Source organism: Streptomyces sp. NPDC002463 (assembly GCF_042889835.1).
Taxonomy (GTDB): Bacteria; Actinomycetota; Actinomycetes; order Streptomycetales; family Streptomycetaceae; genus Streptomyces; species Streptomyces nymphaeiformis.
In genome coordinates, this window is sequence record NZ_JBIARL010000008.1 from 16,628 (window position 1) to 37,644 (window position 21,017).

14 protein-coding genes are annotated in these 21,017 nt (G+C 73.9%); 8 read left to right on the forward strand and 6 right to left on the reverse strand.

From position 1 onward, the window contains the following. Positions 1 to 140: 140 nt before the first annotated feature. Both mycP and eccB read right to left on the reverse strand, forming a co-directional pair. Positions 141 to 1,400: a type VII secretion-associated serine protease mycosin gene (gene mycP / locus ACFYX3_RS17550; protein ID WP_389013980.1), complete on the reverse strand. Its 1,260-nt coding sequence runs from the start codon at positions 1,398 to 1,400 to the stop codon at positions 141 to 143. 12 nt (positions 1,401 to 1,412) lie between these two features. Then, on the reverse strand, positions 1,413 to 2,954 hold the full coding sequence (gene eccB, locus ACFYX3_RS17555) for a type VII secretion protein EccB (protein WP_389013983.1): 1,542 nt from the start codon (positions 2,952 to 2,954) through the stop codon (positions 1,413 to 1,415). A gap of 190 nt (positions 2,955 to 3,144) precedes the next feature. Between eccB and eccE the strand changes: the two genes are divergently transcribed. The 8 genes from eccE to ACFYX3_RS17595 all read left to right on the forward strand — a co-directional run bounded on the left by eccE (position 3,145) and on the right by ACFYX3_RS17595 (position 14,479). Next, positions 3,145 to 4,449 (forward strand): type VII secretion protein EccE, encoded by a 1,305-nt coding sequence (gene eccE, locus ACFYX3_RS17560; RefSeq protein WP_116158544.1) that lies wholly within the window; start codon positions 3,145 to 3,147, stop codon positions 4,447 to 4,449. After that, positions 4,449 to 5,222: a hypothetical protein gene (locus ACFYX3_RS17565; RefSeq protein WP_389013986.1), complete on the forward strand. Its 774-nt coding sequence runs from the start codon at positions 4,449 to 4,451 to the stop codon at positions 5,220 to 5,222. The genes eccE and ACFYX3_RS17565 overlap by 1 nt, the downstream gene beginning before the upstream one ends. 218 nt (positions 5,223 to 5,440) lie before the next feature. Then, positions 5,441 to 8,581 (forward strand): SCO5717 family growth-regulating ATPase, encoded by a 3,141-nt coding sequence (locus ACFYX3_RS17570; RefSeq protein WP_389013989.1) that lies wholly within the window; start codon positions 5,441 to 5,443, stop codon positions 8,579 to 8,581. Between the two features lie 192 nt (positions 8,582 to 8,773). Next, positions 8,774 to 10,606, forward strand: a complete 1,833-nt coding sequence (locus tag ACFYX3_RS17575; protein ID WP_389014561.1) for an ABC transporter substrate-binding protein — start codon at positions 8,774 to 8,776, stop codon at positions 10,604 to 10,606. Between the two features lie 3 nt (positions 10,607 to 10,609). Continuing rightward, entirely contained in the window at positions 10,610 to 11,671 is a 1,062-nt protein-coding gene (locus tag ACFYX3_RS17580) for an ABC transporter permease (protein WP_389013992.1), read from the forward strand. Further along, positions 11,668 to 12,552, forward strand: coding sequence for an ABC transporter permease (locus ACFYX3_RS17585; RefSeq protein WP_382663135.1), 885 nt, complete (start codon positions 11,668 to 11,670; stop codon positions 12,550 to 12,552). Before ACFYX3_RS17580 ends, ACFYX3_RS17585 begins: the two co-directional genes overlap by 4 nt. Then, positions 12,549 to 13,514: an ABC transporter ATP-binding protein gene (locus ACFYX3_RS17590; protein ID WP_389013995.1), complete on the forward strand. Its 966-nt coding sequence runs from the start codon at positions 12,549 to 12,551 to the stop codon at positions 13,512 to 13,514. Before ACFYX3_RS17585 ends, ACFYX3_RS17590 begins: the two co-directional genes overlap by 4 nt. Further along, a complete protein-coding gene (locus ACFYX3_RS17595; RefSeq protein ID WP_389013998.1) occupies positions 13,511 to 14,479 on the forward strand; it encodes an ABC transporter ATP-binding protein in 969 nt (322 codons plus the stop codon). The genes ACFYX3_RS17590 and ACFYX3_RS17595 overlap by 4 nt, the downstream gene beginning before the upstream one ends. Positions 14,480 to 14,726: 247 nt before the next feature. On the opposite strand, the gene ACFYX3_RS17600 is transcribed toward ACFYX3_RS17595, so the two are convergent. The 4 genes from ACFYX3_RS17600 to rbfA form a co-directional block, all read right to left on the reverse strand. Then, on the reverse strand, positions 14,727 to 15,680 hold the full coding sequence (locus ACFYX3_RS17600) for a bifunctional riboflavin kinase/FAD synthetase (RefSeq protein WP_116158553.1): 954 nt from the start codon (positions 15,678 to 15,680) through the stop codon (positions 14,727 to 14,729). Positions 15,681 to 15,718: 38 nt separating this feature from the next. Further along, a complete protein-coding gene (locus ACFYX3_RS17605) occupies positions 15,719 to 19,444 on the reverse strand; it encodes a trypsin-like peptidase domain-containing protein (RefSeq protein ID WP_389014003.1) in 3,726 nt (1,241 codons plus the stop codon). A gap of 207 nt (positions 19,445 to 19,651) precedes the next feature. Next, positions 19,652 to 20,551 carry a tRNA pseudouridine(55) synthase TruB gene (gene truB / locus ACFYX3_RS17610; protein WP_389014006.1) on the reverse strand — a complete coding sequence of 300 codons (900 nt, stop codon included), beginning with the start codon at positions 20,549 to 20,551 and terminating at the stop codon, positions 19,652 to 19,654. Continuing rightward, positions 20,548 to 20,988, reverse strand: coding sequence for a 30S ribosome-binding factor RbfA (gene rbfA / locus ACFYX3_RS17615; protein WP_376594952.1), 441 nt, complete (start codon positions 20,986 to 20,988; stop codon positions 20,548 to 20,550). Before rbfA ends, truB begins: the two co-directional genes overlap by 4 nt. Positions 20,989 to 21,017: the final 29 nt, after the last annotated feature.

Here is a 21,017-nt window from a genome sequence, read left to right on the forward strand (position 1 = left end):
CGGTCGTGATGCGGACGGGAATCTTCTGATGCCGCCCCCGTGCTGGGTTCGCACTGCCGTGCCCCCAGCGGTCACTGTAGCCATTGACGGCGACAGTTCCAACTGCAAAGGGACGTCCCGATACTTGACCGGTACGCGGGTCATCGGGCCTCCCTTCCGCGGCGGCTGTCGCGGATCACGGTGGCGGTCCCGACGACGACGGCCACCAGGACACCCCCGATCCCCAACGCATAGGTGGCGAGCCGTTCGGAGCGCTCCTGGGGCGTCTCCGACAGCGCCAGAGCGGCCGGCTCGGGAGCCGGCGGCTTGGGCGGGCCCGGGTCGGGCACGGGCGTGGAGGCCGGCGTCCCGGGCTGGTCGGCGAGGGCCCGCACCGGGTCGATCACGCCCCAACCGACGTGGTCGTCACGGCCGTTGACTGAGCGAACCGCCGTCTGCTCGATCCGGGTGACGATCTGGGCCACGCTCCACTCCGGGTACTTGGCGCGGAGCAGGGCTGCGACGCCGGCGACGTACGGGGCGGAGAAGCTGGTGCCGTTGTCGACGCACTGGCCGCCGCCCGGGACGGTGGAGACGACGTCGACGCCGGGCGCGGCGACACCCACCATGGGGCCGGACTGGGAGAACGCGGCGCGTTCGTTGTTGCGATCCGAGGAGGCGACGGCGAGGACGCCGGGGAAGGCGGCCGGGTAGGTCTTCTTGCGGGCGCCGTCCATGCCGTCGTTGCCGGCGGAGGCGACGACGACGACGCCCTTCTCGATCGCGTGGGCCACGGCCTTGGCCATGGGCGAGTCGAGGCTCAGCGGCTGGGTGGTGTCCTGCGAGATGTTGATGACGTCGGCGCCCGCCTTGTCGACGGCGTAGGTGATCGCCAGCGCCATGGTGTCGGACTTGCCGCTGTTCTTCTCGTCGTTCTGCCGGATCGGGATGATCGTGGCCTCGGGCGCGAGGCCGACGAAGCCGGTGCCCTTGCGGGGGCGGGCGGCGATGATGCCGGCGACCTTGGTTCCGTGGCCTACCTCGTCGACGGTGCCGTCGGTCTTGCCTCGCTTCTCGTCGCCGAAGGAGGGGTTCTTCGGGTCGGGCTTGAGGTAGTCCTTGCCCGCCTTGGCGTCGACGGCTTCGCGCAGCTGCAGGTTGACGTCGTCGACGCCGGTGTCGATGACGGCGACCCGGACGCCCTTGCCCTTGGTGTCCTGCCAGAGCTCGTCGAGGAGGACCCGCTGGAGCGGCCAGGGGATGCCCTCGATCTGCTTCTTCATGGGGAAGGTGCACTCGCCGCTGCCGTCGAGGGCCGGCCCGTCGTGGCGCGGGGGCGCGGCCGCCGCGGCAGGGGCTGCGAGGAGGGCCGTGAGGGTGCCCGCGGCGAGCAGGGCGGCCGTGCGGTACGTCGTCGTCACCGGTGCCACCCCCTAGGAACCCTGCGGCTGACGCGCGCTGTTGGTGTCGAGCCGCGGGCCCTTCGACAGGAACTCCGACCATTCGATCGGGACGAGCGCCGGCACGACCTTCTCGTACCCGAGACGCTTCTGGGCGTCGCTGGGTTCCGGCCTTCCGCCGGTCTGCTTCTGCTCGCCGGCGCCGATCTCGGAGCGGGCGGAGTCACTGTCGCCGTTGGCCTGGACCGCGTACCGCAGGCCGGTGTCGGTGACGAGGAAGAGGGAGCCGTCGGGCGTCTTCTGGCGGCCCTGGAACTGCGTGTAGAGGAGGCCGGTGCCGGGGGTGACGTACGTGCTGCTGCCGCCGGCCGTGACGTCGGCGGGGTACGCGGGGCCGGCCCAGGTGCCGAGCGTGGTGTCGCCCTTCTCGCCGACGTCCTTGAGGACGCTGCAGACGGTGTCGCGGGCGCCCGCCCCGGTGCCCGCGTTGACCTGCTTGGACCTCAGCGTCGGCCAGCGGGCGCCGGCGTGGAAGAAGGTGGGGTCCGGGACGAAGGAGGAGGCGTCGACGGTGGTGGGCTCGCCGTCCATGTCGAGGCTGCCGGTATCAGGGGAGTTGATGAGCAGCCAGGCGGTGAAGGGGGTGACGGGCTGGACCTTGCCGGGAAGCACGACGTAGGACTGCGGTCCTGAGCCGGTCTGGGCGAGGAGGACCATGCCGACCCGGTTCTCGGTTTCGGTGAGGGTGCTGCCGGGGACGTTCGCGGCGGACCCGACCGTGCCCTCGATCTTCGGGAAGTCGATCTCGTCGCCGGTCTTCAGGGTGGCGAGCCAGTCGTCGGTGACGGCCTGCGGCGTGCCGAGACCGACGAGGGCGGTGAGGAGCCCGCGGCTCTCGGCCTTCACCGGGTACTTGGTGCCGGTGTGGTCGACGAGGAACTGGGCGTTCCCCTTCTGTCCCTTGACGTACAGGACCTGGCCGTTCTTCAGCTCGTGGCCGTCCTCGGTCCGCTTCACGTCGCGCTGGGCGAAGAGGAACGTCGCCTTCTGGACGCTGGCGCCCTTGCCGCCGCCGGGCTGCTCGCAGACGGCCCAGCGCTTCTTCGTGCCCGCGTCCTCCGCGGCGGGCAGCCGGTCGGGGGCGTACGGGATGCCGAGGATGGGGCCGCGCGGCGGCTTGCCCTCGTCGAGCGTCTTGTCGTCGACCTGGATGACCTGGAACTGGTCGGGGTCGAGCAGGAGCCGGGCGGAGGCGAGGTTGAGGACGGGGTGGAGCAGGGTCTTCCTGTCCTTGCCCTTGCCGGTCGCCAGGACCACGTACCGGGTGGTCGACTGCTTGCCGACGATGACCCGGGTGCCGGGGGTGTCCCAGCCCTTGGGGGCGTTCGGTTTGAACATGCCCCAGGCGCCGAATCCGGCGACGACGAGCGCGGCGACGATCAGGCCGGGGACGACCGCCTTCAGCGGCTTCGGAGCACCCTCCTCCGTGCCGGAGGGCGAGGGTTGGAGGAATGCCGCCACCGTGCGCTTCTTCGCAAAGGTGTACGCGTTGAGCTCGTCCCGCCGCGATGCCATGAGTCCCCATTCTCGTCAGGCGCGATCTTCGCGCGGGGCCCCCGGGTGGCGACACCCGGGCCCCGGCCTTCGGACCGGCCCCCTACTATGCCTGCTGTCCCGTGGGGTTCGTGGGGCGGGTAGGGTGATCCGGCCGCCAAAGCCCTGGCGGGCCAGGGTCATCGGGATGAATTGAGGGGGATTCTCCATCATGGCTTCCGCGAGGCGGAGGCGGCCCGATGCGGCCGCTGCCTCCACACCCCCGTCCACGGGCCCCGCGCCGGCGGTCTCACCGCGGCTCCAGGCACGCCCCGGACACTTCGGTTCGTTCCGATTGCAACAGCTCGTACTGATCGAGGTGGCGGCGGCTCTGCTGCTCCTCGCCTGGGCCGTCGACAAGATGCTGCTCGTGCCCGCCGGCGTGGTCGCCGTCGTGCTCGTGCTGCTCGCCGTGGTGCGCCGGCACCGGCGCTCGCTGCCCGAATGGCTCGGCACCTTCCTCGCGCTGCGCGCCCGTTCGCGCCGCGCCTCCTCGCTCACCGTGCCGGAGGGCACCGAGCCGGGGTTCGCGCCGCTCGTGGAGTGCGACCCGGCACTGCGGACCTACGCGTACAGCGACCGCGACCGGCGACCGGTCGGGATGGTCGGCGACGGCACCTTCCTGACCGCCGTCCTGCGGGTCGAGTCGGACGGCACGGCGCTGCGCCCGGACCGCGCGGCGAAGCCGCTGCCCGTGGGGATCGTCCGGGACGTGCTGAGCGTGGACGGCATCCGCCTGGAGTCGGCGCAGATCGTGCAGCACACCCAGCCGGCGCCCGCGCCGCACCTGCCCGCGCAGTCGATGGCCGCCCGCAACTACGGGCCGCTGCAGGCGCAGACGGGTTCGCCCGCGGTGCGGATCACCTGGATCGCGCTCAAGCTCGACCCCGAACTCTGCCCCGAGGCGGTCGCCGCGCGCGGCGGCGGCATGACGGGCGCCCAGAAGTGCGTGGTGCGCGCGGCGGACCAGCTGGCGAGCCGGCTCGCCGGCGCCGGGTTCCGGGCGAGCGTCCTGACGGAGCAGGAGCTGACCTCGGCGCTCGCCACGTCGAGCTGCGCCAGCCCGATGGCGATCGCGCAGGCGGGCCGGGGGCAGGCGCAGGGGCGCCGGACCCAGGAGACCGCGCGGACCTGGCGGGTGGACGACCGGCGGCACACGACGTACTGGGTGGGGCGCTGGCCCCAGTTGGGCGGCCGGGGCGGCGGCGCGGGCGCGTCGATGCCGCAGCTGGTGGCCCTGCTGACCTCGCTGCCCGCGCTCGCGACGACGTTCAGCCTGACGCTGAGCGGCGGGGACCGGCAGGAGGTGACGGTGACCGGACACGTGCGGATCACCGGGCGCAGCGACGAGGAACTGGTGGCCGCGCGGCACGAACTGGAGCGTGCGGCGCGCGGAGTGAGGACGGGCCTGGTGCGTCTCGACCGTGAACAGGTGCCGGGCGTCCTGGCGACGCTGCCGCTGGGAGGTGCGCGCTGATGTCCACCACCTCCTTCGGTACGTCACCGGTCCCCGGCTCGCCCTCGGCCCGGCGTACGGGACGGGCCGCGCGGCCCCGGTTCGGTTTCGGGCTCGTCGGGCCGCGCCGCGACCGGCACTCCGTACCCCTGGAACAGCTGGAGGCGCTGGCCCTGCCCGTCGGCGACGACGGCATGGTGATCGGCGTGGACGCCGAGGGCCGTCCGGCGGTGCTCGGCATCAACCGGCCCGTCCCGTACGACGTCACGCTCATCGGCGGTCTGTGGACCGCGCAGGTCCTCGCGCTGCGGGCGGCCGCGACGGGCGCCCGGGTGGCGGTCGAGACCGGCCGCGCACAGGCGTGGACGGCGCTCGCACAGGCCGCGGGCGGCGGGCAGCCGTGCATCACGCTGCACGACGTGGGCCGTGTACCGCCGCAGGGCGCGTCCGCGGGCAGTCCGGTGGTCGTGGTGCGCGACTGCGGCATGCGGCCGCCACGCGGCCGTGTCGTGTCGGCGCCCTGGCAGTCGGTGGTGACGCTGCTGCCCTATCTGAGCCCGGTCGCGCCCCGGCTCCTGGAGAAGTCCTCCCTGGTCGGCGTCCAGCGGGTGTCCCCCGACGAGGCCGCCCAGATCGGCCGCATCATGAGCCTGCCGCAGCACGAGCACGAGGCGCTGTCCACGCTCGCCGACGGGGTCACCCTCTGGTGCACGCCGAACGACCGCCAGTTCGTGATGACTCAGGCGACGGACGCCGAGACCGGATTGTTGGGCGGCGCGCGCCGGATGGACTGACCGGGCGCGGACTCGCTTACGTACGTCCGTTTTTGCATCGTTTTGAACGGTGGGGGTTCTCACTCTGCGGCGCGGCCGGGTCACTTGGGGCCCGGACCGGGTCGCGGAGGCCGGCGCGGAGGGGACGTCGGCCCTGCCCCGGGGCGGCCCGCGGCGTTTAGGGTGGAAGGGCCCCGCCCACAACGGCACAAGGGTGCTCGACCACACCAGGAGGCAAAGTGAACGGCGATCGCGACGAGATCCACGGGGGTTGGAATCCGCCCGCCGACGATCAGTCCGACGCGGATCCCGCCGAGATGACGGGTGAGTTCACCATCGACTACACCCCGCCCGCCTGGTACACGCAGAACGCGTCGGGCGGTACGGGAGCGGGCGGTGTCACTCCCCCGCCGCCGAGCGGAGCACCGGTCGCCGTGCCGGGCCTCCCGGCGGGCAGCGGGTTCGAGCCCGGCTGGAACATCGCACCGCCGGCCGCGCCGGTGACGCCTCCGCCCCCGGCGCCCGTTGCGCCGGTGGCTCCTGCGGCTGTGCCTGGTCAGTCGGTCGAGCCGGCCGGACCGCCGGCCGCTCCGGTTGTCCCTGCGCCTGCGGCGGTGCCTCCGGTTCCGCCGGTGGGTGTTCCGCCGGTCGGTGCTCCCGTGACAGGTGGTTCGGTGCCGGGTGCCGCTGTGCCGGGCGCGCCGGTGCCGGATGCGTCTGCGCCCGCTGCGCCCGTGCCCGGGGGCTCGCTGCCGCCCGCGGCCTCGTTCGGGGGCGGGGACGTCGAGAGCGGTGCCACCATGCGCTTCTCCCCGGCCGCGCTCCGGCGCGAGATCGCCGAGCGCACGGCGGAGAGCACGGACGGCTCCCCCGAGTCCGGCGCCGAAGAGGCGGACACCGCCGAGGACTCCCCCGCGACCCCCGCCGAGCACGCCGCCACGGGGGCGGCGGAGACCGGCACCGCCGCGGAGAGCTCGGACGACGACGCCGTGAAGGACGCCTTGGACGACGCCGCCACGGCCGCGTCGGACGCCGAGCAGCCGGACGGGGCCGAGGCCGACGCGGTCTCCGACGACGCCGCGGGTCCGGAGGACGAGCCGGCCGCGCCCGCCGCGGAGACGGAGCCGGTCGCGGAGCCGGTCGTCGAGGCCGACGCCGAGCCGGAGACCGGGGCCGCTGTCGTCGCCGACGCGGCCGTTCCCGGCGCCGGTCCCCTCCCCGCCGCGCAGCCCGCCCCCGACGCGCCGCAGGGCTTCGGCCCCGGCACGGCTCCCGCGCCTGCTCCTGCTCCCGCTCCCGGTCCGTACGACACCGCCGGGCAGCAGCCCGCCGGCGCTCCCGGGCCCTTCCCCGGCGCCCCGTACTCCGCGCCGCAGCCCGGTGCCGGGCTGCCTCCGCTGCCGCCGTCGTTCCAGCCGGCCGCCCCCGAGCCCGCGCAGCAGTGGCCCGCGCAGCCCGCCCCGGGCGCCCAGCCGGTGCCGCCCGCCGCGCCGCTGCCGCCCACCGCCGCCTGGCCCGCCCCCGAGGTGCCCGCGCCCGGCGCGCCCGGGCCCGTGCCGCCGCAGGCCCAGCCCCCGGCACCCGGTTCCTACGGCTATCCGCAGGAGCCCCAGGCCCCTGCCCCTGCCCCTGCCCCTGCCCCTGCCCCGCAGGGCGGTTACGGCTTCCCGCACCCCGGGACGCCTCCGCAGCAGGCCAGTTACGGCTACCCGCAGCAGCCCGGCGTGCCCGGCGGCGTGCCGCCGCAGGCGCAGGCCGCAGGCGGCTACGGCTACCCGCACCCCGGAGCCGTACCCCCGCAGGCCCCGCAGCCGCCGTACGACGGTCAGCCGCCGGTGGACCCGCGGACCGGTGCCGCCTGGCCCTCGCCGGTGACGCACGACCAGCGGGAGCGGTCCGTTCCGGGCGCCCCGCTCGGGTACAACGCGGCCGTCGAGCTCTCCTCCGACCGGCTGCTCCGCAACAACAAGCAGAAGCCGAAGTCCAGCCGCAACCCCGGCGCCGCCAACCGCTTCAAGATCGGCGGCAAGAAGGAGGAGGCGGAGCGGCAGCGGAAGCTGGACCTGATCCGGACGCCGGTGCTCTCCTGCTACCGGATCGCGGTCATCTCGCTCAAGGGCGGCGTCGGCAAGACCACGACGACGACCGCGCTCGGCGCGACCCTCGCCACCGAGCGGCAGGACAAGATCCTGGCGATCGACGCCAACCCGGACGCCGGCACGCTCGGCCGCCGGGTGCGCCGCGAGACCGGGGCGACCATCCGCGACCTGGTGCAGGCGATCCCGTACCTCAACTCGTACATGGACATCCGCCGGTTCACCTCGCAGGCGCCGTCCGGTCTGGAGATCCTCGCCAACGACGTGGACCCGGCCGTCTCGACGACCTTCAACGACGAGGACTACCGGCGCGCGATCGACGTCCTCGGCAAGCAGTACCCGATCATCCTGACCGACTCGGGTACGGGTCTGCTGTACAGCGCCATGCGCGGGGTCCTCGACCTCGCCGACCAGCTGATCATCATCTCCACGCCCTCCGTGGACGGCGCCTCCAGCGCCTCGACCACGCTGGACTGGCTCTCCGCGCACGGATACGCGGACCTGGTGCAGCGCTCGATCACGGTCATCTCCGGGGTCCGCGAGACCGGCAAGATGATCAAGGTCGAGGACATCGTGCAGCACTTCCAGACCCGCTGCCGCGGTGTCGTGGTCGTGCCCTTCGACGAGCACCTGGCGGCCGGCGCCGAGGTGGACCTCGACATGATGCGGCCGAAGACCCGGGAGGCGTACTTCCACCTCTCGGCGATGGTGGCCGAGGACTTCGTACGGGCGCAGCAGGCGCAGGGGCTGTGGACGGGTGACGGCCAGGGCGCGATGCCGCCGCACATGGCCCCGCCGATGCCCGGCCAGCCCATGCCCGGCCAGCCGGTGCCCGGACAGCCCATGCCGGGGCAGCCAGTGCCGGGGCAGTTCGCGCCCGGCCAGGTGCCCGGACAGCCGATGCCCGGTCAGGTTCCCGGTCAGCCGATGCCCGGTCAGATGCCCGGACAGCCGATGCCCGGGCAGTACGCGCCGGGGCAGCCCGCCCCCGGTCAGCCGTACGCTCCCCAGCCGCCGCAGCCCGGTCAGCCGTACCCGCCGCAGCCGCAGGCCGGCCAGCCCTACCCGCAGCCCGGGTACCCGCAGCCGGGGCAGCCGATGCCCGGGCCGATGCCGGGTCAGTTCGGCCCCGGTCAGCCGTACGCACCCCAGCCCGGTCAGCCGTACCCCGGTCAGCCGGGCGTCCCGCAGAACTGGCAGCAGCAGCCTCCGTCGCAGGACGAGGGCGAGCCCCAGCCGGGTGGGGCGCTGCCTCCGCAGGCGCCGCCAGCCCCTCAGCAGTAGGGCGTCACAGGATTAGACCAATGAGGCTCCGTATCGGCTCACCGATACGGAGCCTCTTGGCGTTCCCGCAGACCACAAGGGGTTTGAGGGATCGTTGACGACGGCAGACCACCGCTGATACACCTTCGCTTCACCCATCGTCAGCCCAAGATCCACGACAGAAACTCCCACGCGAGGTCACGTCCCATGGTCATGGTCACGAAGGTTCCACCCCGCCCCGCCCCCGCCCGCAGAGCCCTCCGACTGCTGCTCGCCGGCGGCCTCGCCGCCGGCTCCCTCGTCGTCGCCCCCGGCACCGTTCAGGCGGAGGACGGGAAGTCCGGCGGCACCACCCTCACGGTCGCCGTCTCGCAGAGCATCGACTCGCTGAGCCCGTTCCTCGCCCAGAAGCTCACCTCGACCAGCATCCACCGACTGGCGTACGAGTACCTCACGAACTACGACCCGAAGGACGCGCACACGATCCCGGGTCTGGCGACCGCGTGGACGTCCTCGGCGGACAAGCTGACGTGGACGTACACGATCCGCAAGGACTCGACCTGGTCCGACGGGCAGCAGGCCACCGCCGAGGACGCGGCCTGGACCTTCAACAAGATGATGACCGACCCGAACGCCGCCACCGCCAACGGCAGCTTCACGGCGAACTTCGCGCAGGTCACCGCGCCCGACCCGCAGACCCTGGTGATCCGGCTGAAGAAGCCGCAGGCGACGATGACGGCCCTCGACGTGCCGATCGTGCCGAAGCACGTCTGGGAGAAGGTCACCGACTTCTCGAAGTTCAACAACGACAAGCAGTTCCCGATCGTCGGGAACGGCCCCTTCGTCATCACCGACTTCAAGGTCGACCAGTACATCAAGCTCAAGCCGAACAAGAAGTTCTGGCGGGGCGCACCCCGGTTCGACGAGCTGGTCTTCAAGTACTACAAGGACGGCGACGCGGCCGTCGCGGCCCTGCAGAAGGGCGAGGTGTCCTTCGTACCGAACCTGACGCCCGCCCAGGCGGCGGCCCTGAGGACCCAGAAGGACATCAAGGTCAACGACGCCCCCGGCCGCCGCTTCTACGCCCTCGCCACCAACCCGGGCGCGAAGGCCCAGGACGGCAAGGCCTTCGGCAACGGCAACAAGGCGCTGCTCGACCCCGAGGTCCGCAAGGCGCTCTTCCTCGCCGTCGACCGCACCACCCTCGTCGACAAGGTCTTCCAGGGCCACGCCGTCGAGGGCGAGGGGTACATCCCGCCGCGCTTCGGCTCGTACTTCTGGAAGCCGGAGACCGCGCAGAAGCGGGCGTACGACCCGGCGCAGGCGGAGAAGGTCCTCGACACCGCCGGATACCGGAAGAACGCCGCCGGCAAGCGGCTCGGCAAGGACGGCAGGCCGCTGGAGTTCCGGATCCTCTGTCACGCCACCGACCCGAACGACAAGGCGGTCGGCAAGTACCTCCAGGAGTGGTGGGGCAAGCTCGGCATCGGCCTGAAGGTCGAGTGCCTGGACAGCGTCTCGGACCCCTGGGTCAAGGGCGACTACGACCTCGCCTTCGACGGCTGGTCGGTCAACCCCGACCCGGACTACGTCCTCTCCATCCACACCTGTGGCACGCTCCCGGCGACCCCGAAGGACTCCGGAGCCACCGACAACTTCATCTGCGACAAGCAGTTCGACGGGCTCTACGCGCAGCAGGCGGTGGAGTACGACGCCGCCAAGCGGGCGGATCTGGTGAAGCGGATGCAGTCCCGGCTGTACGACACGGGGTACATGAACGTCATGGCCTACCCGAACGCCCTGGAGGCGTACCGCACGGACCAGATCAGGTCCATCACGACCATGCCCGAGGCCGCCGGGAACCTGTGGGGCCAGGACGGCTACTGGAGCTGGTGGTCCGCCGTGCCCGCTGCGCAGGCCGAGAACTCCGACGGCGGCTCGTCCACCGGGGTGATCGTCGGCATCGTCGCGGCCGTGGTGGTCGTCGTCGGCGTCGGCGTCTTCCTCGGGATGCGCCGCCGCTCCACCGCCGACGACCGCGAGTAGTACGTGACGACGGCAAGCACCCCCGCCGACGTGGCGCGGGCCGAGAAGGCCCGCGCCACGGACGGCGCACCCCGCACCGGTTCCTCCCTCGGCTATCTCCGCCATGCGGCGGGGAAGGTCGGCGGCGCGCTCGTCTCGCTCCTCGCCGTCCTGGTCACCAGCTTCTTCCTGTTCCGGATCATCCCCGGTGACCCGGTGAAGGCGATGACCCACGGCGTGCCCACCTCGGCCGAGCAACTCGCCACACTGCGCCGCCAGTTCGGTCTCGACCTGCCACTGTGGCAGCAGTTCACCGACTACTGCGCCAAGGCGCTGAGCGGCGACCTCGGCACCTCGTTCCAGTTCCGCGCGCCCGTCGGCGACCTCATCGCGGAGAAGCTCCCCGCGACGCTGCTGCTCACCGGGGTCGCCGTGGTGATCTACTCGGCGCTCGGTCTCTGGCTGGGCACCCGCTCGGCCTGGCGGCACGGCAGGCTCGGCGACAAGCTGAACACGGGGATCGCGCTGACCCTGTGGTCGGTGCCCTCCTTCTGGCTCGGGCTGATCCTCATCATCGTCTTCTCGGTGGGCATGGGGCCGGTCCCCGGGCTCTTCCCGACCGGCGGCATGGAGTCGGGGACGGGTGAGACCGGTTTCGCGTACGTCCTGGACGTCGCCCACCACCTGGTCCTGCCCGTGGTCACGCTCGTCGCCGTCGGCTACGCGCAGACGCTGCTCGTGATGCGCTCCTCGCTCCTCGACGAGATGGGCGGCGACTACCTGACGACGGCGCGGGCGAAGGGGCTGCGGGACGACGTCGTGCGGCGCAAGCACGCCGTGCCGAACGCACTGCTTCCGACCGTCACCATGATCTTCATCAACCTGGGCCATGTGGCGGCCGGTTCGATCCTGGTGGAGACCGTGTTCTCCTGGCCGGGACTCGGCGGGCTGTTCTACCAGGCGCTCAGCGTGCCCGATCTGCCGCTCGTGCAGGGCCTGTTCGTGGTCTTCGCCGGAGCGATGATCCTGATGAACCTGATCGCCGACCTGCTCTATCCGCTGCTCGACCCCCGGGTGGGCCGATGACCTCTCTCGCATGGGAGCGCCGCAAGGGTTCGGTCGCGCGCTTCTGGACGTCGTACCGGACCCATCGCGCCGGGCTCTACGGCCTGGCCGGCCTCGTCCTGATCGCGCTGCTCGCGCTCACCGCCCCGTGGACCGTCGGCTCCGACGTCCAGTCGGTGACGGAGGCGCCGGGCACGGCCCTGGAGCCGCCGAGCGCCGAGTTCCCGCTGGGCACCGACCAGTTCGGGCGCTCGCTGCTCGGCCTGCTGATCTGGGGCGCCCGGATCTCGCTGCTCGTCGGCCTGCTCGCAGCGACCCTGTCGGTCGCCATCGGGACCCTGGTCGGCATCATCGCCGGGCACTACGGCGGCTGGTTCTCGACCGTCGTCATGCGGATCACCGACTGGTTCCTGGTGATGCCGACGCTGGTGCTCGCGATCGTCCTCGCCACCGTCATGTCCCGGTCGATGTGGACGGTGGTACTCGCCATCGGCGTGACGTCCTGGCCGACCACCGCCCGGCTCGTACGGGCGCAGACCATCGCGGTGGAGTCCCGCCCGTACATCGAACGGGCGACCGCGCTCGGCGGCGGCCACCGGCACGTCATGACCCGGCACGTCCTGCCGAACGTGATGCCGCTGGTCCTCGCGCAGACCACCCTCGGCATCTCGACCGCCATCCTCACCGAGGCCACCCTCGCCTTCCTCGGCCTCGGCGACCCGACCGTCGTGTCCTGGGGCGGGATGCTCCAGGACGCCCGGGAGGCGGGCGCCGTCTCCTCCGGGCACTGGTGGTACCTGGCCCCGCCCGGGATCGCGATCGCCCTGGTCGCGCTCGCGTTCACGCTCTGCGGCCGGGCCGTGGAGTCCGTACTGAACCCGAAGCTGGGGGTGGGGCGATGAGCCTCCTGGAGGTACGGGACCTCAAGGTGACGTACGGCTCCGGCGCGGCCGCCGTGCCCGCCGTGCGCGGGGTCGACCTGACCCTGGAGTCGGGGACCAAGCTGGGCGTGGCCGGCGAGTCGGGCTGCGGCAAGTCCACGCTCGCGCTCGCACTCCTCCGGCTCCTTCCGGCCTCGGCGCGGATCGAGGGCGAGATCCTGCTCGACGGCGACGACGTCCTCGCCATGTCGTGGGGACGCCTCCGGGCCGTGCGCTGGGCGGGCGCGTCGATCGTCTTCCAGGGCGCGATGCACTCCCTGAACGCGGTGCACCGGATCGGCGACCAGATCGCCGAGCCGCTGCTCGTGCACGGCCGGGCGACCCCGGCGGCGGCCCGCAAGCGGGTCGGCGAACTGCTCGAACACGTCGGGCTTCCGGCGGCCCGGGCCGCCGCCTATCCGCACGAGCTGTCCGGCGGGCAGCGGCAGCGCGTGATGATCGCGATGGCGCTCGCCTGCGACCCGCGCCTGATCGTCGCGGACGAACCGACGACCGCGCTCGACGTGATGATCCAGGCGCAGATCCTGCGGCTGATCGAGCGGCTCGTCGCCGAGCAGTCCATCAGCCTCCTGATGATCAGCCACGACCTGGCGGTCCTCGCCGACACCTGCGACCGGCTCGCCGTGATGTACGCGGGCCGGATCGTCGAGGAGGGGCCCGCGCGGGCGGTGTACGAGGCGGCCGAGCACCCGTACGGGCGGGCGCTGTCCTCGGCGTTCCCCCGCATCGGGGACCTCGCGTCCCGGCGGGCGCCGCGTGGTCTGCCGGGTGACCCGCCGGACCCGGCCGACCTGCCCGGCGGCTGCACCTTCCATCCGCGCTGCCCGGTGGCGGTGGACGCCTGCGCGGAGCAGGACCAGGAACTGCGGGAGGCGGGCGCGGGGCGCCGGGCCGCCTGCGTACACGTGGGGAGCACGGCATGAGCCTCCTGTCGGCGCGCGGACTGCACGTCACCTTCCCGGGGCGGCGGGGCGCGCCGCCCGCACGCGCGGTGGACGGCGTGGACCTGGACATCGGCGCCGGCGAGATCGTCGCCCTCGTCGGCGAGTCGGGCTGCGGCAAGACGACGCTGGCCCGCTCGCTGCTCGGCCTGGTCCGGCCCACGGCGGGCGCGGTGTCCTTCGACGGCCGGCCGCTCGCGTACTCCTCCGGGGCGCTCAGGGCCTACCGGAAGCGGGCGCAGCTGGTCCTCCAGGACCCGAGCGGTTCGCTGAACCCCCGGCACACCGTGTACGACGCGGTGGCGGAGGGGCTGCGGATCCACGGGGTCCACCGATCGGAACGGGACGAGCGGACGGCGGTCGCCGCGGCCCTGTCCCGGGCGGGACTCCGCCCCCCTGAGCGCTTCTTCCTGCGCTACCCGCACGAGCTGTCCGGCGGGCAGCGGCAGCGCGTGGTCATCGCGGGCGCGCTGGTCCTGGAGCCCGAACTGATCGTCGCCGACGAGCCGGTGGCGTCCCTGGACGCGTCCGTACGGGGCGAGATCCTGGCGCTGCTGCTCCGCCTCCGCGACGAACTGGGCCTGTCCGCGCTCGTGGTGACGCACGACCTGGGGCTCGCGTGGAACATCGCGGACCGGGTGGCGGTGATGTACCTGGGCCGTGTCGTGGAGACGGGTCCGGTGGAGTCCGTCCTGACGAGCCCTCAGCACCCGTACACGCGGGCGCTGTTGTCGGTGCTCCCGGAGTCGGAGGACGCTCCGGTGGTCCTGACGGGCGAACCCCCGGACCCGTCCCGCATCCCCTCCGGCTGCCGCTTCCACGCCCGCTGCCAACTCCTCGCCTCGGGCGAGGCGACGACGGTCGCGGACCGCTGCCGGGGCGAGGACCTGCCGGTCCTGGGCGGCGACGGGGAGTCGGTGGCGTGCCACTGGGTGACGCGGGGCTGAGGCGCGCCCCGCCGTTGTGGGCATGCGTTCCGCCGGGGCGGTGCCCACCCCGTTGTGGGCAGTCGTTCCGCCGGGGCGGAACGGGTGGGCACAACGGACGGCGCCCCTTGCCGGCGCCAGAGGCTCCCGATCCCGGACCCGCACCCCGTGCACAGCGCACTTGTGGTGCGGGCCAGGGCGCGGAACGCGGAGGCGCCGCTAGGGGCACCGTCCCGTGTGCCCACACGAGGCGGGGCGGACGCGCCGGTCAGGCGCGGTCGTACTCCTCCGTCAGCTCCCGGCACCGCTTCACGTCGCCCGCCATCGCCTGCAGCAGATCGTCCAGCGTGTCGAACTTCAGCATCCCCCGCACGTACGCCAGGAAGTCCACCGTCACGTGCAGCCCGTACAGGTCGAGCCCCTCGCGGTCGATCGCGTACGCCTCGACGGTCCGCTCCGTGCCGTCGAACTGCGGGTTCGTGCCGACCGAGATCGCCGCCGGCATCCGCTCCCCCGCGGCCGTCAGCCAGCCCGCGTACACGCCGTCCGCCGGGATCGCCGTGTGCGGCAGGGTCTCGACGTTGGCCGTCGGGAAGCCGAGCTCGCGGCCGCGCTGCGCGCCGCGGACGACGATGCCCTCGACCCGGTGCGGCCGGCCGAGGATCTCGGCCGCGCCGGCCATGTCGCCCTCGGCGACCAGGCGGCGGGTGAGGGTGGAGGAGAAGGGCTGACCGCCGCCGGCGGCCCCGCTGACGTACAGGTCGATGACCTCGACCTCGTAGTCGTACGTGGCGCCCAGCTCGGTCAGGAACGCGACGTTGCCCGCGGCCCGGTGCCCGAAACGGAAGTTGGGGCCCTCGATGACGGCCTTCGCGTGCAGCTTGTCGACGAGCACCTTGACGATGAAGTCGGCCGGGGACAGCTGGGAGAACTCGGCGGTGAACGGCAGCACGAGCACCGCGTCCACCCCCAGCTCCTCGATCAGCTCGGCGCGCCGGTGGTGCGGGGCGAGCAGCGGCGGGTGGCTGCCGGGGCGCACGACCTCGGAGGGGTGCGGGTCGAAGGTGACGACGACGGAGGGGACGCCCAGCTCACGGGCGCGCTCGACGGCACGCCCGATGATCAGCTGGTGCCCGCGGTGCACCCCGTCGTAGGAGCCGATGGTGACGACGCTGCGTCCCCAGTCCTGGGGGATGTCCTCCAAGCCACGCCAGCGCTGCACTGTGACCGCTCCTCGTCCGCCTGTTCGCCCTGTTCGCCTTACGCAGGTCTAAGACTGCCATGTCCACGGCCGTCGGTACGCATCGGCATGGCAGTGCCGGGACTCCGCAGCGCCTGGAGGGTCTCCGGGCCGAGCAGCGGGGCCCAGTCGGCGGGGGCTGAGACGGTCCAGGCGGCGAGGAGCGCGGCGAAGGCGGGCCGCTCGCGGACGGCTCCGGCGAGGGCCCGGTCGAGCCACCAGGCGCCCTCGGGGGTACGGACGCACAGCGCGCCGACCCGGTGGGTCAGCTCCCGGGTGCGCGGGACGGTACGCAGCTCCGCGCCCTCCGCGGCGGCCTGCAGGAGGGCCTCGAGGACGGTGAGCTGCCCGGCCTCGGCCTCGTACCGCTCGTGCTCCAGGAGTACGTCGAGCAGTTCGGCCCGCAGATGGCGGGAGGCGCCGGTGCCGGGGGCTGCGAGGACGGGGGCGAGGGCGCGCCTGAGGGCAGCGGGGCGGCCCCGGATGAGGCCTGTGACCAGCGGGAAGAGGATCGCCCTTGCCGCGGGGCCGTCCTCGAGGCGGCGGTCGACGAAGGCGGCGACGAGCGGGGCGCCTTCGGGGTGGCGGGCGGCGTAGTCGCGGACGAGGGCGGCGATCCGGCGGGCGAGGGCGGGCGTGTCGACCTCCGCGAGGGCCCGCAGGGCGGCGGCCGGGGCCTCGCCGATGCCGATCAGCCGGGCCCGGAAGGCCGTGAGGACCTCCTCGGGGTGGGTCGGGAGGGCCTCGGTGAGCGCGGCGGCGGGCACCCGGAGCTCGGCCACGGCACGGGGCAGGTGGCGGGAGCGGGTGTGCGGGTCGCGGACGAGGAGTCCGAGGGCGGGGCCGTGGAGGCTCTGGTCGCCGGGGCGGGCGAGCAGGGCGAGGGCGGCGTAGCGGAGGAGCTCGCGGTCGGCGGAGGTGGCGGCGTGCCCGGCGACCAGGTGTCCGTACGCGGATGCCGCGACGCGCCGCTCCGGGCGCCCGTCGTCGTGGGCCCAGCGGTCGACGGCCCGGCAGAGCGCGGAGGGCTCGTCCTCGGCGAGCGCGGCGAGGAGGCCGTCGGCGAGGGGGTGGGCGGTGGCGACGAGCGCCTCGCAGAGGTCGTCGACGGCGAGTCGGCGGTGGGTGTGCAGGAGCGCCTGGGCGGCGCGGGCGACGTCGGGCCGGGGGTCGCCGAACCAGCGGCACAGGAGCGGCTGGACGCCCCGGGGATCGGCGGCCAGCTTCGCGGCGACGGCGTCGAGGCTGCGGCCCCCGAGCCGCCGCAGCAGATCGATCCGCTCGTCCTCGCCGACGGGCAGCGCCAGCCAGAAGTCCGTCCCGAAGGGGACGAAGACGGGATGGTGCTCCGGGTGGGCCCCGACCTGGTCCGCGAGCAGCCGCAGGACGGGCAGGTACGGCCGCGGATCCGGCACGCGCCGCACGCTCTCCCCGAGCAATCGCGCGGCCCACCACCCCCCGTCCCCACCGTGCCCCTCCCGAGCGAACCACCCGAGCGCCTCGACGAGCCCGGTCAACCGGGGCTCGAGCCCGGCGACCCCCCGCTCCCGATGGAGCAGCAGCAGAGCCTGCAGCACGGGCCCGATCCGGTGCCGGGGCACGGGCAACGACCCGCCTTCGGCCTGCTCCCCGGCGCCCGGACCGGACCCGCCGGGCCGGTCGGCCGCGCCGGACGCCCAGGGCACACCGGCCTCCACGGCCCCGAGCGCGCCGGTGGCGCCCGGACCGACAGGGACACCCGGCCCGCCAGGCGTCACGGGCTCGGACGGTCCCGCGCTCCCGCCGGTGGCTCCCGGACCCGCAGGGGCGCCCGGTCCGGCGGGCGCCTCGGGGGCGGCGTGCCTGCCCCTGCCCCGTCTCGCGGGACCGCCGAGCGTGCCCGGTGGGGTCGCCTCGGGCACGCGGGGCTGCTCCATGGGCCGGTTTCCGTGGACCAGGGCGTGCAGGGCCGTGTCCAGGTCCAGGTGGGCCGCCTGGACCCAGTCGGCGAGTTCCTCGTGGGCGAAGCGGTAGCCGGAACCCGCCGGGACGAGGAGGCCCTCGGTGAGGACGGCCGAGGCCCAGCCCTCCCGCCAGGGGAACAGCTCCTCGAAGGAGGCCCGGTCGAGGACCCCGTGCCCGGGGCCGAGGCAGCGGCGGGCCGCCTCGTGCAGTCGGCCCGTCACGCGCGCGGCGAGCCGGCGGACGGCCGTCCCCCGGGGCAGGGGGCGCGAGCCCGCGGCGATCCTGACGGCGGTCCGCAGGCACATCAGGTCCAGGTAGGCCGTGAAGATCTCCTCGCGCCCGGGCCGCCCCGGCACCTCCCCCGGCAGCGCCGCCCGCACCTCGGCGAGCAGCCGCAGGGCCAGCGGGTGCCGGGCGTCCGCCGGGGCGAGGTCCGTCTCCCCGATCCCGTAGCCCTCGCGTACGGCACGGGCCTCCGCCTCGGAGTACGGCCCGAGGACGACCGCGGCGGGCATGGCGTCGACGGTGCCGGTCGTGGCCCGGCCCGGGACCCCCGCCGGGCGGTGCAGCGCCCCCGGGCCGTACAGCGCGCCGGCCTGTTCCCAGTGCTCCGGGCGGCAGGCCGTGACGAGCCGGGCCCCGTGGGCGCGGAGCCAGCGCTCCGTGGCCGTCGTCCAGTCGGCGAGGCGGTGGGTGAGGAGCGGAGGCATCTCCTCGGGGCCGTCGACGACGACGAGGAGCGGGCGGCCCGCGTCACGGGCGAGGGCGGCGGCCCGCTCCGGGGTGGCGGTCGTGGTGTCGCCGAGCGCCCCGGACGCGGCGACGATCCGCCCGGCCTGGTGGAGGGCGCGGCCGACGGCGTCGGCGAGCGAGCCGTCCTCGGCGCGCAGGTCGGCGCCGCGCAGCCGGACGGTGGGGGCCGGTGCGGCGCCCCGGGCGCGCCGGGCGCAGAGCGCGGCGAGGGCGGTGGTGCGGCCGGTGCCGGGGGCGCCGACGAGGGCGAGGACCGGGGCGTCGCCGGCCGTGAAGCGGGCGAACTCGCGCACGCAGTCGGGCCGTTCGACCGGCTCGGGCCAGGGGTCGGGCTCGCGTACGGGTCCGGTGGAGGTGGCGGTGAGTTCCAGGATCGCGGCGAGGTTGAGGTCGGGTCCGTAGGCGGGGACGGTGGCCGCGTTGCGCCGCAGCAGGGCGGTGAGCGGGTCGGCGGGCCGTGGCGGCACAGCGGCCGGGCCCTCGTGGTGCGGCCCGGCGGGCCGGACCGGCACGGCGTACCCGGCGGCCCGGCGGTCGCCGCGCAGGGCCGTGCCGAGGACGGCGAGGACGGTGCCGGTGACGGTGTCGAGGACGGGTCCGCCTGCGGCCTGGCCGCCGCGGCGGAGCGCCTCGGCGCCCTCGGTGCCGATGGCGAGTTCGAGGGCGTCGGCGAGGGCGTGGAAGCGGTCGGCGGCGGTGTACGTGACGGAGGCGGGGCCGAGGACGCGGGCCTCGCGCCAGCCCTGGGCGGCGATCCGCACGTATGTGCCGGGTTCGATCTCGGGCCGGGTCGCGAGCGGCAGCGGGCGGCCGCCGAGCCCTTCGGTGCGGACGAGCGCGAGGCCGCTCTCGGGCAGCGGGATGACGGCCTCGGCCTCGGCGAGGCAGCTGCGGTCGCCGGGGGCGTGCAGGACGACACGGCTGAGCCCGTCGACGGCTTCGTGGCTGGTGACGACCGTTCCGTGGTGGTCGGCGAGGAAACCGGTGCCGCGTGGCCGGCCCGCCAGATCGCAGATCCGTACCAGCGTCGCCAGGTCCCCGCGTCCCATGGTGTCGACGGTAGGCGGCCGGTGATCACCCGGAGGCGCCCGCGGGGAAACGCGCCCCCCGACACTCCCCCGTTCACTCCGAGCGCCTCCCCGATGGGGTGAATTTCGGCGGCTCGGCAGGACAGGATCGATCCGGGGGAAACCGAGGGGGGAAAGACGTGGGGGCGGGCACGCGCGCGTGCCCGCCCCCACGACGGGGTCGTCGGCTCAGCCGAAGACCGCCAGGCTCTTCGCCTTGCCCCGCTGGTCCTCGACCAGCGCGAGCAGCTTCCCCTCGGGTCCGAAGACCGCGACGGGCCCCTTCGGGTACTCCGGCATCTCCAGGCGGACGCCGTTGAGCAGCAGCTTGGCGCGCTTCTCGTCGACGTCCCAGCGCGGGAACGCCGCCGCGGCCGCGTCGGCGACCGGCATGACCGTGAGGTCCTCCTGGAGCTGGTCCAGGGTGCGGGCGCTGTCCAGCTTGTACGGGCCGACCCGGGTGCGCCGCAGCGCGGTCAGGTGGCCGCCGACGCCGAGCCCGGAGCCGAGGTCACGGGCGAGCGCCCGGATGTACGTACCGGAGGAGCAGACCACCGAGACGACCAGGTCGACGACGGGCGTGCCGTCCTCGGCCGTGGCCTCGCGGACGTCGTACACCCGGAAGGAGGAGACGGTGACCGGGCGGGCCGGGATCTCGAACTCCTCGCCGCCGCGCACGCGCGCGTACGACCGCTTGCCGTCGATCTTGATGGCGGAGACCTTCGACGGCACCTGCATGATGGCGCCGGTCAGCTCGGCGACGCCCGCGTCGATCTGCTCGCGGGTGACCTTCGAAGCGTCGACCGACGCCGTGATCTCGCCCTCGGCGTCGTCGGTGATCGTCGTCTGGCCCAGGCGGATGGTGCCCAGGTACTCCTTCTCGGTCAGCGCGAGGTGACCGAGGAGCTTGGTCGCCCGCTCCACGCCGAGGACGAGGACGCCCGTGGCCATGGGGTCGAGCGTGCCGGCGTGGCCGACGCGGCGGGTCTTGGCGATCCCCCGCATCTTGGCCACGACGTCGTGCGAAGTGAAGCCCGACGGCTTGTCGACGATGACAAGCCCGTCGGGCGTCTTTCCCGAGGTGCTCATTCGGCGGCTTCGTCCTCGCCCGGCTTCTTGTAGGGGTCGGCGTCGCCCGCGAAGGTGGCGCCCGAGGAGGCCTCCCGCACCTGGGCGTCCGAGGCCCGCGCCTTGTCGAGGAGGTCCTCGATCGTCCTGGCGTTCTCCGGGAGGGCGTCGGCCACGAAGGTCAGGGTCGGGGTGAACTTGGTCCCCGCCGCCCGGCCCACGGCCGAACGGAGGATGCCCTTGGCGCTCTCCAGACCGGCCGCCGCGCTCGCGCGGTCCTCGTCGTCGCCGTAGACCGTGTAGAAGACCGTGGCCTCCCGCAGGTCGCCGGTGACGCGGGTGTCCGTGATGGTCACGTGCGTGCCCAGGCGGGGGTCCTTGATGCCGCGCTGCAGCTTCTCGGCGACCACCTCCCGGATGAGGTCTGCCAGCTTCTTCGCCCGCGCGTTGTCGGCCACTGGTCCTTCTCCTTCTTTGCCTTGCTCAA

What these genes read in the sequence shown, in the direction of transcription:
- eccB (WP_389013983.1), bottom strand. Translation starts at nt 2,954, where the DNA reads ATGGCATCGCGGCGGGACGAGCTCAACGCGTACACCTTTGCGAAGAAG.
- ACFYX3_RS17605 (WP_389014003.1), bottom strand. Translation starts at nt 19,444, where the DNA reads ATGGGACGCGGGGACCTGGCGACGCTGGTACGGATCTGCGATCTGGCG.
- ACFYX3_RS17575 (WP_389014561.1), top strand. Translation starts at nt 8,774, where the DNA reads ATGGTCACGAAGGTTCCACCCCGCCCCGCCCCCGCCCGCAGAGCCCTC.
- truB (WP_389014006.1), bottom strand. Translation starts at nt 20,551, where the DNA reads ATGAGCACCTCGGGAAAGACGCCCGACGGGCTTGTCATCGTCGACAAG.
- ACFYX3_RS17565 (WP_389013986.1), top strand. Translation starts at nt 4,449, where the DNA reads ATGTCCACCACCTCCTTCGGTACGTCACCGGTCCCCGGCTCGCCCTCG.
- ACFYX3_RS17585 (WP_382663135.1), top strand. Translation starts at nt 11,668, where the DNA reads ATGACCTCTCTCGCATGGGAGCGCCGCAAGGGTTCGGTCGCGCGCTTC.
- ACFYX3_RS17595 (WP_389013998.1), top strand. Translation starts at nt 13,511, where the DNA reads ATGAGCCTCCTGTCGGCGCGCGGACTGCACGTCACCTTCCCGGGGCGG.
- ACFYX3_RS17590 (WP_389013995.1), top strand. Translation starts at nt 12,549, where the DNA reads ATGAGCCTCCTGGAGGTACGGGACCTCAAGGTGACGTACGGCTCCGGC.
- eccE (WP_116158544.1), top strand. Translation starts at nt 3,145, where the DNA reads ATGGCTTCCGCGAGGCGGAGGCGGCCCGATGCGGCCGCTGCCTCCACA.